Consider the following 14831-nt stretch of genomic DNA (forward strand, 5'->3'; position numbering starts at 1 on the left):
GGACGGGCCCGGCACCCGGCCGGAGGACCGGGCCCGCGACCGGTGCCCCCGCCACTCGGCGCGGGGGGCTCAGTGCCCGGCGAGCGCCTTCTCCCCCGCCTCGCGCATCGCCGCCAGCGGCCCGGGCGTCCGCCCGGTGAAGGCCTCGCTCTGCAGCACCGCCTGGTGCACCAGGAGGTCCAGCCCGCCCAGGACGGTCGCCCCGCGCCCGGCACAGGCGGCGGCCAGCGCCGTCGGCCACGGGTGGTACAGCACGTCGAACAGCGCGCCCGGCTCGGCGGGCAGCTCGTCGGCGAAGACGTCCGTCGCGCCCACCGGCGTGGTGGAGACGGTCAGCGGCCGGGCCAGCGCCTCGGCGCCGCGCTCCCAGTCGGCGGTGCGGACGGCCACGCCCAGCCGCTCGCCCAGCTCGGCCATCTCCCGGGCCCGCTCGGCACTGCGCACGTAGACCGTCACCTCACCGGTGCAGATCTGGGCGAGTGCGGCCAGCGCCGAGGAGGCGGTGGCCCCGGCGCCCAGGACGGCCGCCTCGGGCACCTCGGTGATCCCGCGCTCGCGCAGCGCGTTGACCAGCCCCGGAACGTCGGTGTTGTCCCCGGTGCGCCGACCGTCGGCGGTGAACACCACGGTGTTCACCGCGTCCACCGAGCGGGCCGTCGCGCTGACCTCGTCGAGCAGCGGGATGACCGCCCGCTTCAGCGGCATGGTGAGCGACAGCCCGGCCCACTCGGCCTCGTCCAGCGCGGCGACGAACCCGGGCAGCCCGGCCTCGTCGACCTCGAAGCGGTCGTAGCGCCAGCCGTCCAGTCCGAGCGCCGCGAAGGCGGCCCGGTGCAGGTCCGGCGAGAGCGAGTGGGCGATCGGCGAACCGAGAACGGCCGCCCGGTGCTTGCTGGTCAACGCTGCCTCTCCGCGAACTGGCGGACTGTCGTCCGGCCGTGGCTACTTCTTGGTGGTGCAGTGACCGCGCGCCTCGTCGAAGCCCTGCCCCGCCGACTGGCAGTACTCCTTGACGTTGGCGTAGTGCTCCTTGCTCGTCTCGGCGAACCGGGTCTGGGTCGGGGACATCGCGATGAAGTACAGCCACTTCCCGTCCGCCGGGTGCAGCGTCGCGTTGAGCGCGTCGTCGCCGGGGTTGGAGATCGGACCGGGCGGCAGGCCCGGGTTGATGTAGGTGTTGTACTTGTTGGACGCGTCGTCCATGTCCTTCTTGTCGAGGTCCTTGCGGTTCAGCGAGTACTGGAGCGTGGTGTCCATGCCCAGCCGGTGGTTGATCTCGCCGCCGGCCGCCAGCCGGTTCTGGATGGTCTTGGCCATCTTGGCGAAGTCTTCCGGGTTGTTGCCCTCGCGCTGGAGGATGCTCGCCTCGATGAGCACCTCGTAGCCGGTCTTCAGCCCCACCGAGGCGGCCTGGGCGTCCAGGCCTGCGTACTTCTCGGTGGCGTTCTTCACCATCTGCTTGAGCAGGTCCTCGGGCTTCATGCCCTCGGCGATGTTGTAGCGGGTCGGCCAGAGGAAGCCCTCGATGTTGCCGTTGGCGTACGGCGGCAGGCCGAGGTCGTTGACCTGGGCCTTGGCGACGCCCGCCGTGGTGCCCGCCTGCAGCTTCAGCTTGGTGTCGATGAGGGTGTAGATCTCGGTGGAGTTCTTGCCCTCGGGGACGACGATCGCCGCGCCGCCCGCCTGGGCGAGCAGCTCCTTGAGCGCGGCCGCGGCCGGCATCTCCTTCTTCAGCCCGTAGTAGCCGTACTGGATGGTGCCGCACTTGGGCTCGGCCTTGCAGGCCGCGGAGAACGCGTCGACGCTCTTGACCACGCCGGCGTTCTTCAGCGCCAGGCCGATCTGCCCGCCGACCGCGCCCTTCTTGACCTCGACCTGGACGGAGCCGGTGCCCTCGCCGGTGAAGTCCTCCGGCGGGCCGAAGTGGCTCTGGTAGAAGCCGTAGCCCCACCAGCCGGCCCCGCCCACGGCGCCGAGCAGCACCAGCGCGACCAGCAGACAGGCGCCGCCGTTGCGGCGGCCCGACTTCTTGCCCTTCTCCTTGCGCTTCTTCTGGGCCTCGCGGGACTCGTCCTGCTCCCCGAGGAAGCCGGCTTCCCCGGCCTCGGCGTGCTCGTCGAGGTAGCCGTCGTCCTCGTGACGGACGTCCTGCTGGCGGACGTCCTGGTGGCCGTCCCACTCGTCCGTCCCGGCCTCGCGCGGGGCACCGACCGGGTCGGCGCCGGCCTCCAGCGCGGCGGCCTCGGCCTCCCAGTCGATCCCGTCCGGGCCCGGGCCGGAGGCCGGCGCGGGCGCCGGGGCCTCCGGCTGCTGCCGCCGCCGTCGCCGCGGCGTCTGCTGCTCCTGCTGGGGAGCCTGCTGGGACTGGTCCTGCTGGGGCTGGGCGTGCTGCTGGGGCAGGGGCACCTGCTGCTGAGGGATCTGCTGCTGGGGGGCCTGCTGCTGGGCGGCCTGCTGGCCGCCGGGGAAGCCCTGCTGGTAGCCCTGCTGCGGCATCGGCACCTGCTGCTGGGGCATCTGCTGCTGCGGGTAGCCCTGCTGCACCTGCTGCTGCGCGTACCCCTGCTGGGGGTAGCCCTGCTGCGGCACCTGCTGGGGGTAGCCCTGCTGACCGCCCGGGTAACCCTGCTGCGGCATCTGCGCCTGCTGCTGCTGCTGCGGATAGCCCTGCTGCGCCATCATCTGCTGCTGCATCTGCGGCGTCATCTGCTGCTGGGCGTACCCCTGCTGCACGTCCCCGTACTGCTGCTGGGCCGCCTGGCCCTGCTGCGGGTACTGCTGCTGCCACTGGCCGTCCTGCTGGCCGGGGACCGGCTGCCGGCCGTCGTACCCGGGATCACCGGGGTGCCACGGCTCGCCCTGGGGGCCGTAGCCCCCACCCAGATCGGTCATCGATCCCCTTAACCGACGGTGACGACCGGAGGATCAAACCGGCCGTCCGGGACGACGCGGTCCCGGCTGATTCTCGAACCGGCGTGCTAGCGCAGCGCCTGGAGGGAGACGTTACCGTACCGCAGCCTTACCCCCGCCCGGGCGGACGCACGGTCAGTGAGCGATCTCACCGACGGCACACAACACCGTTACGCTGCCCCCGACACCGTCACGGCGCCCCCGCACCGGACCCGGACGGCGCCCCGGCCCCGCCCGCGCCCCCCGGACCGGAGGGCGCCGGGGAGGACGGGCCCGCGTCCGGGGCACTGGGCCTGGCCGCCGCCCGGTTGGCGTTGAACTCGGCCACGTTGCGTTGCTGAACGTCGAAGCTGTCGGTGAAGCGGGTGTCCCCCGGTTTCACGGTGACGAAGTACAGCCAGTCCCCTGGCGTCGGGTCCAGCGCGGCCAGGATCGCCTGCCGCCCGGGGTTGGAGATCGGGCTCGGCGGCAGCCCGGGGTGCAGGTAGGTGTTGTACGGGGAGTCCAGCCTGGTGTCGGTCACCGAGGTGTTCAGGGTCGAGCGGCCGAGCGCGTAGTTGATGGTGGAGTCCAGCTGCAGGGGCATGCCCTTGGCCAGCCGGTTGTAGATCACCCGGGCCACCTTGCCCATGTCCTCGGTGTTGTCGGCCTCGCCCTGGACCATGCTGGCCACGGTGATCAGCCCGTACACGCTCTGCCCGAGGTTCTGCGCGACCACGGTGGCGTCGTCCCGGCCGAACTCCCGGCCGGCCCGGTCCACCATCTGCTTCAGCAGGTCGAAGGCGGTGGTGCCCTCGGTGACGCTGTACGTCGCCGGGAAGAGGTAGCCCTCCGGGCTGCCGTTGGTGAAGTCGGGCAGGCCGAGTTCGGCGCCCTGGTCCTGGGCGGTCTTCTGGGCGGTGCCCGCGGGCAGGTTCAGCTTCCGGTCGATGGCCGCGTAGATCTGGTAGCCGCGCCAGCCCTCGGGGATGGTCAGGCCGTTGGCGTTGGCCGGGTCGATCAGGATCGCCAGCGCCGCCGCGGCCGACATCTTCTGCTTCAGCGTGTACGTCCCGGGCTGGATCCGCCCGGCCGCCGCCGCGCTGCCCTTCGCGGCCCGGGTGAAGGCGAGCGAGCTGGCCACCACCCCGTTGCGGACCAGCGCGGAGGCGATCTGGGAGAGGCCGGCGCCCTCCGGGACGGAGACCTGCACGCTGCCGGTGCCCTGCCCGGCGAAGTCGGCGGCGGCCGGGGGTTTGCGCTGCGCCTGGAGCCAGGTGTAGCCGGTCAGCCCGATCCCGCCGAACACCGCGATCAGCGCGAGTGCGGTGAGCCCGCAGGCCAGCCCGTTGCGCCGTCGGTGCGGATCCGGCGCATCGAAGCGCGGGCGGGGCGCGCCCGGCGGACGGCCCTCCGGTTCCAGCACCGGCGCGCCCAGATGCCCCGGCGTGAGCCCCGGGTGGAAGTCCTGGTCGGTCATGGCTCGCGCCCCCTCGGCGGTCCCGGATCGATCCGGATCAATATGAATCGATACGAATCGATCCATAACGGACACGGAAGCGAACGAAAAAGGGTCCGTGCGGACGCGTCCGCACGGACCCCTCAAACGGGACGTTAGATCAGACCGGTCAGCCGACCGCCTCGACGCTCTCACCGGGCGGGCGTCCGCTCACCCGTTCGGACTCAAGGGCGGTCTGGAGGATCACCACCGCGGCGGCCTGGTCCACCACCGAGCGGCCCTTCTTCGCCTTGACCCCCGAGGCGCGCAGCCCGTGGGTCGCGGTGACGGTCGACATCCGCTCGTCCACCAGCCGCACCGGCACCGGGTAGAGCCGGGCGGCCAGCCGGGCCGCGTACGCCCGGACCTTCTCCGCCGCCGGGCCCTCCTTGCCGCTGAGCGAGCGCGGCAGCCCGACGATCACCTCCATCGCGCCGTACTCGTCGACGATGGCGGCGATCCTGGCCTGCGACTTCACCCCGGCCGGGACGGTCTCCACGGGCGTGGCGAGCACCCCGTCGGGGTCGCAGGACGCGACCCCGATCCGGGCGTCCCCGACGTCGACGGCGATCCGCCGCCCACGCCGGAAGGTCCTCTCCTCCTGCTCCATCAGCTGGCGCGCTCCGCGACCAGGCCGCGCACCGCGGCGATGGCCTCGCCGACCGCGGCCGGGTTGGAGCCGCCGCCCTGGGCGACGTCGTCCTTGCCGCCACCGCCGCCGCCGAGGGTCTTGGCCGCGGTCCGGACCAGCTCGCCGGCCTTGATGCCGCGGCCGCGGGCGTCCTCGTTGGTGGCGATGACGGTCAGCGGGCGGTCATTGGCCACCGTGAAGGCGGCGACCACGGCCGGGCGCGAGCCGAGGCGGCCGCGCACGTCCAGGACCAGCTTGCGCAGCTCGTCCGCGCCCACGCCGTCGGCGACCTGCGCGGCGACCACGGCGATGCCGTGCACGTCCTCGGCCGAGTCGGCCAGACCCGCCGCGGCGGCCAGCACCTTCTCGGCGCGGAAGCGCTCGATCTCCTTCTCGGCGTCCTTGAGCTTGGCGAGCATGCCCGAGATCTTCTCCGGCAGCTCCTCCGGGCGGCCCTTGACCAGCTCGGTGAGCTGGGCGACCACGGTGTGCTCACGGGCCAGGAAGCGGTACGCGTCGGTGCCGACCAGCGCCTCGACGCGGCGCACGCCGGAGCCGATCGAGGACTCGCCGAGCAGCTTCACCAGGCCCAGCTGGGCGGTGTTGCCGACGTGGGTGCCACCGCACAGCTCCTTGGAGAAGTCGCCGATGGTCACGACCCGGACCTCGTCGCCGTACTTCTCGCCGAACATAGCGATGGCGCCGGCCTTGCGGGCCTGGTCCATCGTCATGACCTCGGCGGTGACCTCCAGCTCGCGGCCCAGCACGTCGTTGATCTTCTGCTCGACGTCGACCAGCACGCTGCCCGGGACGGCGGCGGGCGAGCCGAAGTCGAAGCGGAAGCGGCCGGGGGCGTTCTCGGAGCCGGCCTGGGCGGCCGTCGGGCCGAGCGCGTCGCGCAGCGCCTGGTGGGTCAGGTGGGTGGCCGAGTGGGCCCGGGCGATCGCCCGGCGGCGCTCGATGTCGATCGTGGCGTACGCCGAGGCGCCCAGCACGACCTCGCCGAACAGCACCCCGCCGGAGTGCACCACGACGCCCGGGACGGGCTGCTGCACGTCGCGGATCTCCACCACCGCGCCGGACTCCAGCCGGATCCGGCCCTGGTCGGCGAGCTGGCCGCCGCCCTCGGCGTAGAACGGGGTGCGGTCGAGGATGATCTCGACCTCGTCGCCCTCGGAGGCGGCCGGCGACGGGACGCCGTCCACCAGCAGGCCGACCACGGTGGCCTCGCCCTCGGTGAGGGCGTAGCCGGTGAAGACGCTGGCGCCGGACTTGTCGGCGACCTCGCGGTACGCGGCGACGTCGGCGTGGCCCATCTTCTTGGCCTTGGCGTCCGCCTTGGCCCGGTCCCGCTGCTCCTGCATCAGGCGGCGGAAGCCGGACTCGTCCACCTGGAGGCCCTGCTCCTCGGCCATCTCCAGGGTGAGGTCGATCGGGAAGCCGTAGGTGTCGTGCAGCTTGAACGCCTGCTCGCCGGAGAGCACCGCGCCGCCGGCCTGCTTGGTCTCGGTGACCGCGACGTCCAGCAGGTTGGTGCCGGCCTTCAGGGTCTGGAGGAAGGCGCCCTCCTCGCCGACGACGACCGTCTCGATGCGCTTGCGGTCGCTCTCCAGCTCGGGGTACTGCGGGGCCATCGCCTTGATCGCGACGTCGATGAGCTCCTTGGCCACCGGCTCGGTGGCGCCCAGCAGGCGCATGTTGCGGATGGCGCGGCGCAGGATGCGGCGCAGCACGTAGCCGCGGCCCTCGTTGCCGGGGGTGACGCCGTCGCCGACCAGCATCAGCGCGGTGCGGATGTGGTCGGTGACCACGCGCAGCGAGACGTCCGACTTGTGGTCGGCGCCGTAGGTGTGGCCGGTGAGCTCGGCGGCGCGGTCGAGGATCATCCGGCTGGTGTCGATCTCGAAGAGGTTGTCGACGTCCTGCAGGATGGCGGCGAGGCGCTCCAGGCCGAGGCCGGTGTCGATGTTCTTGCTCGGCAGGTCGCCGAGGATCTCGAAGCCGTCCTTGCCGTCGCCGTGGCCGCGCTCGTACTGCATGAAGACCAGGTTCCAGATCTCCAGGTAGCGCTCGCCGTTGACGGCCGGGCCGCCCTCCTCGCCGTACGCGGGGCCGCGGTCGTAGTTGATCTCCGAGCACGGGCCGCACGGGCCGGGGACGCCCATCGACCAGAAGTTGTCCTTCATGCCCAGGCGCTGGATGCGCTCCGAGGGCACGCCGATGACGTCACGCCAGATCTGCTCGGCCTCGTCGTCGTCCTTGTAGACGGTGATCCAGAGCTTCTCCTTCTCCAGGCCGTAGCCACCGTCCGCGACGGGGGTGGTGAGCAGGTCCCACGCGAACTTGATGGCTCCTTCCTTGAAGTAGTCGCCGAAGGAGAAGTTGCCGCACATCTGGAAGAAGGAGCCGTGCCGGGTGGTCTTCCCGACCTCCTCGATGTCCAGGGTGCGCACGCACTTCTGGACGCTGGTGGCGCGCGAGAACTGCGGCTTGACCTCGCCCAGGAAGTAGGGCTTGAACGGCACCATGCCGGCGTTGACGAGCAGCAGGGTGGGGTCGTCGGCGACCAGGGACGCCGACGGAACGACGGTGTGGCCGCGCTCCTCGAAGAAGCGCAGCCAGCGGCGGCGGATCTCAGCCGACTCCATTAGTGGTCCTTCCGGTTCGGGGTGCCGCCCCGCGGCGGCAGGGCGCGGCGGGGCGTTTCTTCAGTGGTCCGGGGGGTGGTGCGGGAGCTGCGGGACGGAGGCAGGGCGGCGGCCGGGCTACCGGGCGCCGCCGAGATAGCTCGGTACTGCGGCTCGCCGGAGGGGGGCAGCGCGGAACGCTTCCCCAGGAGGGACCGGCGGTCGCCGCGGGGCTCCGCCACTGCGGTGCCGTGCAGCCCGAGGTCGTCCTTCAACTGCTCCTCGCGCTCGGCCATGCCGGCCTGCACGTCCCGGGCGAACTGCTTGGCCAGGTCGCCCAGGTGCAGCGCGCCGCGGGCGGCGGTGCCGGAGAGGCTGTCCGGGGTGAGCCGGTGCACGGCCTCGTTGGCCTTGTTCATGGCCCAGACGGTGGCGCCGGCGCCGACCGCCATCCAGAAGATGCGTCGCACCATGCCGTCAGCCCCTCACCGCGCGCCGGACCCGGGAGAACAGGCCGCTCCTGGGCGCGGTCGCGGCGCGCACCTCGGCCCGGATCAGCCTGGCCAGCTCCTCGCGCTCGCCGGCCTGCGCCGGCACCGGCGGCAGGCCGCCCTGCTGCCGGGCGACGGCCTTGCGCACGCCGTAGCTGAACGCCGCGACCTTCACCAGCGGTCCGCCCAGGGTGGCGGCCACGGTGGAGGAGAGCGCGTTGGCGTTGGCGGCGGCGTCCTGCACGTTGGCGGTGATCTCGTCGACCCGCTCCAGCTGCTCGTTGGCGCTGCGCACCGCGGCGCCCGCGTCGGTCAGCAGCGGAACGGCCTGTTCGGTGACCGCGGAGACCAGGACGGCGGCCTCCTTGAGCACCCGCGAGAGGCGGACCAGCACCACGGCGAGCAGGGTGACCAGGACCGCCCAGAACACGGCGACGAGCAATCCGGCCAGCTCTCCCACGGACACCTTTGCGCGCTCCCTCGCCTTGCAGTTCTCCTGGGCCTGTCAGACAGGCCCCAGCAGGAAACCCTATCGCGCCCGGGCCCGGTTTCCGGACCGGGTTGTTCGCCCGGCGATCCGGTCGGGTGTGCGATCCGCGCGCGTAACCTACCGATCGGTCACCTCGTTCTGCCTGGCAGGCCGTCGCCCGTACGGCCCGACGCACGTCCGGACCCCGACCGGTCCGGCCTGGAGCACGGGGAGCAGCCTTTGGCCGGGGACTGGACAGCACCGCGCGGGGAGCCCGCGGCGGGGCCGCACGGGCCGGAGCCCGGCCGGCTGCCGGCCGAGGTGACCGGCTTCGTCGGGCGGCGGGGCGAACTGGCGGAGCTGGCCGGGCTGCTGGACTCGGCCCGGCTGGTGACCGTCACCGGGCCGGGCGGCGTGGGCAAGAGCCGGCTGGCCCTGCGCGCGGCGGCCCGGGCGGCCGACGCCTTCCCGGACGGCACCTGGCTGGTGGAGGTGGCCCCGGTGCAGGACCCGCTGCTGCTCGGCCACGCCGTCCTGGAGGCGCTGCGGCTCGCCGACGGCTCCGCCCGTCCGCCGCTGGACGTCCTGATCGAGCGGCTGGAGGGCCGGCGCCTGCTGCTGGTGCTGGACGGCTGCGAGCACCTGGTGGAGGCCTGCGCCGAGCTGTCCGACGCGCTGCTGCGGGCGCTGCCCGGCCTGCGGCTGCTGACCACCAGCCGCACCACCCTGCGGGCCTCGGGCGAGCACCTGCTGGCCCTCACGCCGCTGCCGGTCGGCCCGGCGCCCTCCGGCCCGGTGCGGCCGGACGCGCTGCCGGACGCGGTACGGCTGTTCGTCGAGCGGGCCGGGGCGGTGCTGCCGTCCTTCGAGGTGACGGAGGCCAACGCGGAGGCGGTCGGGTTGCTCTGCCGCCGGCTGGACGGCATCCCGCTGGCCCTGGAGCTGGCCGCCGGCCGGCTGCGCGCGCTGTCGGTGGAGCAGGTCACCGCCCGGCTGGACGACCGTTTCCGGCTGCTCACCTGCGGCTCCCGGACGGCCCTGCCGCGGCACCGGACGCTGCGCACGACGGTCGGCTGGAGCCATGAGCTGTGCACCGTGCAGGAACGTTTACTCTGGGCCCGCCTCTCGGTCTTCGCCGGCGGTTTCGACCTGGAGGCCGCCGAGTACGTCTGCGCCGGCGAGGGCATCGAGGCCGAGGAGGTCCTCGACCTGCTCGACGAGCTGGTCGCCCAGTCCGTGGTGCTGCGCGAGGACAGCGCCTTCGGCGTGCGCTTCCGGCTGCTGGACACCCTGCGCGAGTACGGCGGCCAGTGGCTGCGCGCCGCCGGCGATGAGCAGCGGCTGCTGCGCCGCCACCGGGACTGGTACCTGGGCGTCGCCACCTGGGGCGAGGTCGAGTGGTTCGGCCCCCGGCAGGCGGAGACCGCCGAGCGCACCGGGCTCGCCCACGGCAACCTGCGCGCGGCGCTGGAGTTCTGCCTCGCCGAGCCGGGCGAGGAGCAGATCGCCCTGCTGCTGGCCGGCACGCTCTGGTTCTACTGGATCGGCTGCGGCCACCTCGGCGAGGGCCGGCACTGGCTGGACCGCGCGCTCGCGCTGGACCGCGAGCCCACCGAGGCCCGGGCCAAGGCCCTCTGGGTGACCGGCTACATGGCCACCCTCCAGGGCGACCTCGGCTTCGCCCGCCCGGCACTGGAGGAGTGCCGCCGCCAGGCGCTGGACACCGGCGACGACCGGGCGCTGGCCTACGCCGTCCACCGCCAGGGCTGCGTCGCCCTGGTCGGCGACGACCCCGACCGGGCCGCCGAACTGTTCGAGGAGGCGCTCTGGCACTACCGGACCATCGGCGAGCTCAACAGCAACGTGGTGATGGCCATGCTGGAGCTGGGCCTGGCCCACCTCTTCCAGGGCGATCCGGACAGCGGCGAGCTCTGGTTCGGCCAGGCCCGCGAGCTGTGCGAGGAGCACGGCGAGCAGTGGGCCTACGGGTACGTGCTCTACGCGATGGCGTACTCGCACTGGCTGGACGGCGCCGTGCAGCCCGCCCGGGTGCTGGCCCGGGAGTGCGTGCGGCTGAACCACCTCTTCCGCGACCTGCTCGGCATCGTGCTGGGCATCGACCTGCTGGCACTGCTGGGGACCGAGCCGAGCGGACCGGGCGAGCCGGGCGACCTGCGCGAGGCCCGGGTGCTGCAGGGGGCCGCGCACCGGATCTGGCGCACGGTCGGCAACCCGTTCCTGGGCTCGCGGAACTTCTTCGGCCCGCACCAGGAGTGCGCCGAGCGGGCCCGGGCCGGGCTGACCGCCCAGGAGTACGAGGAGTGCTACGAGGCCGGGACCCTGCTGGACCTGGACGCGGCGGTCGCCCGGGCGCTCGGTGGCGGGGGCCGGGCGCAGGGCCCGGAAACGGCGCGGGGCCCCCGCTCGGTGCCGCCCGCGCCGGCGCCCTCGACGGCGCGGAATAGTTGAAACTTGCCGATTGCTTGAGGAGGCAAGGAACTGCCCGGAAGGAGCATCATGGCCGTCCACAACGCCGCCAACGAGTACCGCATGGCGAAGTTCTACTTCGATTCCAAGGCGTACACCGACGCGGCGCGCACGCTCGAAGGTGTCCTCGCCGAGGAGCCGACCAACCTCTCCGTCCGGATGCTGCTGGCCCGCAGCTACTTCCACTCGGCCCAGCTCCGCCGCGCCGAGGCCGAGCTGCTGCGGATCCTGGAGGCCGACCCGGCCGAGGACTACGCCCGGCTGATGCTCGGCCGCACCCTGGAGCGCCAGGGCCGGCCCGAGGAGGCCCGCCCGCACCTGCGGCTGGCCGCCGCGATGACCGGCGAGAGCATCTGACGGCAGCGGGAAGGACAGCGCGGAAAAGGGGCGAGCCCCCGTCGCCTCGAAAGGCGGCGGGGGCTCGCTCGTGGTGTCGCGAAGAGCGGAACCGGGTCAGCGCGAGTAGTACTCGACGACCAGCTGCTCGTCACAGATCACCGGGACCTCCTTGCGCTGCGGCGCACGGTCCAGGCGGAAGGCCAGGGCCTTCAGGTTGACCTCGAGGTACTTCGGGGTCTGGCCCTCACCCGCGTAGCCACCCTCACGGGCGACCTGGAAGGGGACCTTCTCCTTGGAGCGCTCGCGGACGGTGACCACGAAGCCCGGCTTCATCTGGAACGACGGCTTGTTGACCTTGCCGCCGTTGACCTCGATGTGGCCGTGGACGACCATCTGGCGGGCCTGGTAGATGGTGCGGGCGATGCCCGAACGCAGCACCAGCGAGTCCAGACGGGTCTCCAGGTCGGCGACGAGCGCCTCGCCGGTCTTGCCCTCGGCCTTCTTCGCGCGGTCGAACGCGCGCGCCATCTGCTTCTCGCTCAGGTCGTACTGGGCGCGCAGACGCTGCTTCTCGAGCAGACGGACCTTGTAGTCCGAGTTCTGCTTGCGGCCACGGCCGTGCTGGCCGGGCGGGTACGGGCGGGCCTCGAAGTACTTGACGGACTTCGGGGTCAGCGGCACGCCGAGCGCACGCGCGATCTTGACCTTGGGACGCTTCTGGTTCGCCATGAACCAAACCTTCCTTGCTTACGAATACGGCTTCACCAGGTGTTGACGGAGGTCGCATCTCGCGACCCGGAGACAACCCATCGCCGAGGCGATGCGGTCAGCCGCTCTCCGGAGCCGGGCACGAAAGTGCTGGTCACACGGACCGGCCCAGAATCTGGGCCGCCCGCGACACCGAAACGGTGCGCGACGCTCCTGGTGCGGGCCCCTCGGAGGGGGCCTACGGCCGGTGCCCCGCTGGTGCGGCCGGTCGGTGGGGTCTCCCCCGCCGCCGTCCCGGGACATGGCACTCCGACCGAGTATACCGGTGGATCACTCGCCCTTTTCCCCGGGCTGCTCCTCGGCCTTCTGCTCCGGCTTCGCGGGCGCCTTCCCGTCCTTCTTCCCGGCCTTGCCCTCCACCCTGCGCTCCCCCCGCAGCCGCCCGCGCGTCCACTCCACCACGTCCGCGTACCGGGCCTCGCCGCCGCGCCTGGTCGGCCGGTAGTACTCCTTGCCGTGCACCGCGTCCGGCGCGTACTGCTGGGCGGCGATGCCCTCCGGCAGGTCGTGCGGGTACCGGTAGCCCTGGCCGTGGCCGAGCTTGCCCGCGCCGCCGTAGTGCGCGTCCCGCAGGTGGGGCGGGACGGCGCCCGCCAGGCCCTGCCGGACGTCCGCCAGCGCCGCGTCGATCGCCAGGTAGGCGGCGTTGGACTTGGGCGCCAGGGCCAGCGCGATGGCCGCCTGGGAGAGGATGATCCGGGCCTCCGGGAAGCCGATCAGGGCCACCGCCTGGGCCGCCGCCACCGCCGTCTGCAGGGCCGTCGGGTCGGCCAGTCCGACGTCCTCGCTGGCCGAGATCATCAGCCGGCGGGCGATGAACCGCGGGTCCTCCCCCGCCTCGATCATCCGGGCCAGGTAGTGCAGGGTGGCGTCCACGTCGCTGCCGCGGATCGACTTGATCAGCGCGCTCGCCACGTCGTAGTGCTGGTCGCCGTCCTTGTCGTAGCGCACCGCCGCCTGGTTGACCGCCGTCTCGGTGGTGGCCAGCGTGATGCTCGGCTCGCCCTTCTCCAGCGCCGCACCGGCCGCCGCCTCCAGGGTGGTGAGCGCCCGCCGGGCGTCCCCGCCGGCCAGCCGCACCAGGTGGTCCTCGGCCTCCGCGGACAGCTCCAGCGCGCCCTCCAGGCCGCGCTCGTCGGCCACCGCGCGGCGCAGCAGCGCCCGGATGTCCTCGTCGGTCAGCGACTCCAGGGTGAGCAGCAGCGAGCGGGACAGCAGCGGGGAGATCACCGAGAAGTACGGGTTCTCGGTCGTCGCCGCGATCAGGGTCACCCAGCGGTTCTCCACGGCCGGCAGCAGCGAGTCCTGCTGGGCCTTGGAGAAGCGGTGGATCTCGTCCAGGAAGAGCACCGTCTCCCGGCCGGACATCCCGACCGCCCGCCGGGCGCCGTCGATCACCGCCCGGACCTCCTTGACCCCGGCGGTGATCGCGGACAGCTCCACGAAGCGGCCCTCGACCGCCTGGCTGATCACGTGCGCCAGGGTGGTCTTGCCGGTGCCGGGCGGCCCCCAGAGGATCACCGAACTGGTCGCCGCCGGGCCCCGCGAGCCCGCGACCAGCCGGCGCAGCGGCGAGCCGGGCTTCAGCAGCTGCCGCTGCCCCGCCACCTCGTCCAGGGTGCGCGGACGCATCCGTACGGCCAGCGGCGCCCGGCCGGGCTCCCTGCTCTGGCGTTCCTCGGCTGCGGCGGTGAAGAGGTCCGGTTCGTCCACACCGGAAGCCTATGCGAGGCCCCGGACAGCCCGGCAAGGCACGCGACGGGCCCGGCCTACTCCAGCCCGGCGGCGTGGTCCGGGACGTACTTCTGCAGGTCGCGCGGGGGCCGCTGGTAGCCGCGCGACGCGGGGCGGGGCGGCAGTTCGACCTGCCGGGCCCTGATCTCGCGGTACGGCACGGTGGACAGCAGGTGGGCGATCATGTTGATCCGGGCCCGGCGCTTGTCGTCGCTCTCCACCACGTGCCAGGGCGAGTCCGGGGTGTCGGTGTGGATGAACATCTCGTCCTTGGCCCGCGAGTAGTCCTCCCAGCGGGTGATCGACTCGACGTCCATCGGGGAGAGCTTCCAGCGCTTCATCGGGTCGCCCAGGCGGTCCCGGAAGCGCCGCTCCTGCTCGGTGTCGCTCACCGAGAACCAGTACTTGCGCAGCAGGATGCCCGACTCGGTCAGCATCCGCTCGAAGGTCGGGCACTGGTGCAGGAACTGCCAGTACTCCTCGTCGCTGCAGAAGCCCATCACGCGCTCGACGCCCGCGCGGTTGTACCAGCTGCGGTCGAACAGCACGATCTCCCCGGCGGCCGGCAGGTGCTCGACGTACCGCTGGAAGTACCACTGGGTCTTCTGCCGTTCGGTCGGCGTGGGCAGTGCCGCGACCCGGGCGATGCGCGGGTTCAGGTACTCCGTCACCCGCTTGATCGCTCCGCCCTTTCCGGCGGCGTCACGTCCCTCGAAGACCACCACCAGCCGGGCGCCCTCGGCCCGCACCCACTCCTGGAGCTTCACCAGCTCCTCCTGGAGCCGCAGCAGCTCCCGCTCGTACGGCTTCCTGGCCAGTTTCCCCGGCTTCCCGGTCCGCCGCTGCTCGGCCACCCTCGGGTCCTCCGTTCGGTCGAATGCTGATGAGCATTCACCGT

The 14831-nt window shown here is 72.8% G+C and carries 12 protein-coding genes; 2 read left to right on the top strand and 10 right to left on the bottom strand.

Going from position 1 to position 14831, the window contains the following annotated elements:
* Positions 1-69: 69 nt before the first annotated feature.
* The 7 genes from ACFVHV_RS13120 to ACFVHV_RS13150 form a co-directional block, all read right to left on the bottom strand.
* Positions 70-900 (bottom strand): shikimate dehydrogenase, encoded by an 831-nt coding sequence (locus tag ACFVHV_RS13120; RefSeq protein WP_380351181.1) that lies wholly within the window; start codon positions 898-900, stop codon positions 70-72.
* A gap of 42 nt (positions 901-942) precedes the next feature.
* Entirely contained in the window at positions 943-2892 is a 1950-nt protein-coding gene (gene mltG / locus ACFVHV_RS13125) for an endolytic transglycosylase MltG (protein ID WP_380351183.1), read from the bottom strand.
* Between the two features lie 208 nt (positions 2893-3100).
* On the bottom strand, positions 3101-4369 hold the full coding sequence (gene mltG / locus ACFVHV_RS13130) for an endolytic transglycosylase MltG (RefSeq protein ID WP_380351185.1): 1269 nt from the start codon (positions 4367-4369) through the stop codon (positions 3101-3103).
* A gap of 148 nt (positions 4370-4517) precedes the next feature.
* Positions 4518-4997 carry a Holliday junction resolvase RuvX gene (ruvX, locus tag ACFVHV_RS13135; protein ID WP_380351187.1) on the bottom strand — a complete coding sequence of 160 codons (480 nt, stop codon included), beginning with the start codon at positions 4995-4997 and terminating at the stop codon, positions 4518-4520.
* Complete coding sequence (gene alaS, locus ACFVHV_RS13140; protein ID WP_380351189.1) at positions 4997-7666, bottom strand: alanine--tRNA ligase; 2670 nt, start codon at positions 7664-7666, stop codon at positions 4997-4999. Before alaS ends, ruvX begins: the two co-directional genes overlap by 1 nt.
* On the bottom strand, positions 7666-8118 hold the full coding sequence (locus ACFVHV_RS13145; protein ID WP_359897456.1) for a DUF6167 family protein: 453 nt from the start codon (positions 8116-8118) through the stop codon (positions 7666-7668). Before ACFVHV_RS13145 ends, alaS begins: the two co-directional genes overlap by 1 nt.
* Before the next feature lie 4 nt (positions 8119-8122).
* A complete protein-coding gene (locus ACFVHV_RS13150; protein WP_359897457.1) occupies positions 8123-8602 on the bottom strand; it encodes a DUF948 domain-containing protein in 480 nt (159 codons plus the stop codon).
* A 243-nt stretch (positions 8603-8845) separates the two neighbouring features.
* Here ACFVHV_RS13150 and ACFVHV_RS13155 point away from each other — a divergent pair, with 243 nt between their 5' ends.
* Together ACFVHV_RS13155 and ACFVHV_RS13160 are read left to right on the top strand one after the other, a co-directional pair.
* Positions 8846-11074 (top strand): ATP-binding protein, encoded by a 2229-nt coding sequence (locus ACFVHV_RS13155; RefSeq protein ID WP_380351191.1) that lies wholly within the window; start codon positions 8846-8848, stop codon positions 11072-11074.
* A 48-nt stretch (positions 11075-11122) separates the two neighbouring features.
* Positions 11123-11449 (top strand): tetratricopeptide repeat protein, encoded by a 327-nt coding sequence (locus ACFVHV_RS13160; protein ID WP_359897459.1) that lies wholly within the window; start codon positions 11123-11125, stop codon positions 11447-11449.
* Positions 11450-11545: 96 nt separating this feature from the next.
* Here ACFVHV_RS13160 and rpsD read toward each other — a convergent pair whose 3' ends face one another.
* The 3 genes from rpsD to ppk2 all read right to left on the bottom strand — a co-directional run bounded on the left by rpsD (position 11546) and on the right by ppk2 (position 14787).
* Positions 11546-12160, bottom strand: a complete 615-nt coding sequence (rpsD, locus tag ACFVHV_RS13165) for a 30S ribosomal protein S4 (protein ID WP_030240707.1) — start codon at positions 12158-12160, stop codon at positions 11546-11548.
* 309 nt (positions 12161-12469) lie between these two features.
* Positions 12470-13912, bottom strand: a complete 1443-nt coding sequence (locus ACFVHV_RS13170; RefSeq protein ID WP_380351193.1) for a replication-associated recombination protein A — start codon at positions 13910-13912, stop codon at positions 12470-12472.
* A 56-nt stretch (positions 13913-13968) separates the two neighbouring features.
* Positions 13969-14787 (bottom strand): polyphosphate kinase 2, encoded by an 819-nt coding sequence (gene ppk2, locus ACFVHV_RS13175; protein WP_359897461.1) that lies wholly within the window; start codon positions 14785-14787, stop codon positions 13969-13971.
* Positions 14788-14831: the final 44 nt, after the last annotated feature.

Source organism: Kitasatospora sp. NPDC127116 (genome assembly GCF_042677365.1).
In the GTDB taxonomy this organism is placed as follows: Bacteria; Actinomycetota; Actinomycetes; order Streptomycetales; family Streptomycetaceae; genus Kitasatospora; species Kitasatospora lactacystinica.

Coding starts and splice junctions, on each gene's coding strand:
- mltG (WP_380351183.1), bottom strand. CDS start 2,892: ATGACCGATCTGGGTGGGGGCTACGGCCCCCAGGGCGAGCCGTGGCAC.
- mltG (WP_380351185.1), bottom strand. CDS start 4,369: ATGACCGACCAGGACTTCCACCCGGGGCTCACGCCGGGGCATCTGGGC.
- ruvX (WP_380351187.1), bottom strand. CDS start 4,997: ATGGAGCAGGAGGAGAGGACCTTCCGGCGTGGGCGGCGGATCGCCGTC.
- alaS (WP_380351189.1), bottom strand. CDS start 7,666: ATGGAGTCGGCTGAGATCCGCCGCCGCTGGCTGCGCTTCTTCGAGGAG.
- ACFVHV_RS13145 (WP_359897456.1), bottom strand. CDS start 8,118: ATGGTGCGACGCATCTTCTGGATGGCGGTCGGCGCCGGCGCCACCGTC.
- ACFVHV_RS13160 (WP_359897459.1), top strand. CDS start 11,123: ATGGCCGTCCACAACGCCGCCAACGAGTACCGCATGGCGAAGTTCTAC.
- rpsD (WP_030240707.1), bottom strand. CDS start 12,160: ATGGCGAACCAGAAGCGTCCCAAGGTCAAGATCGCGCGTGCGCTCGGC.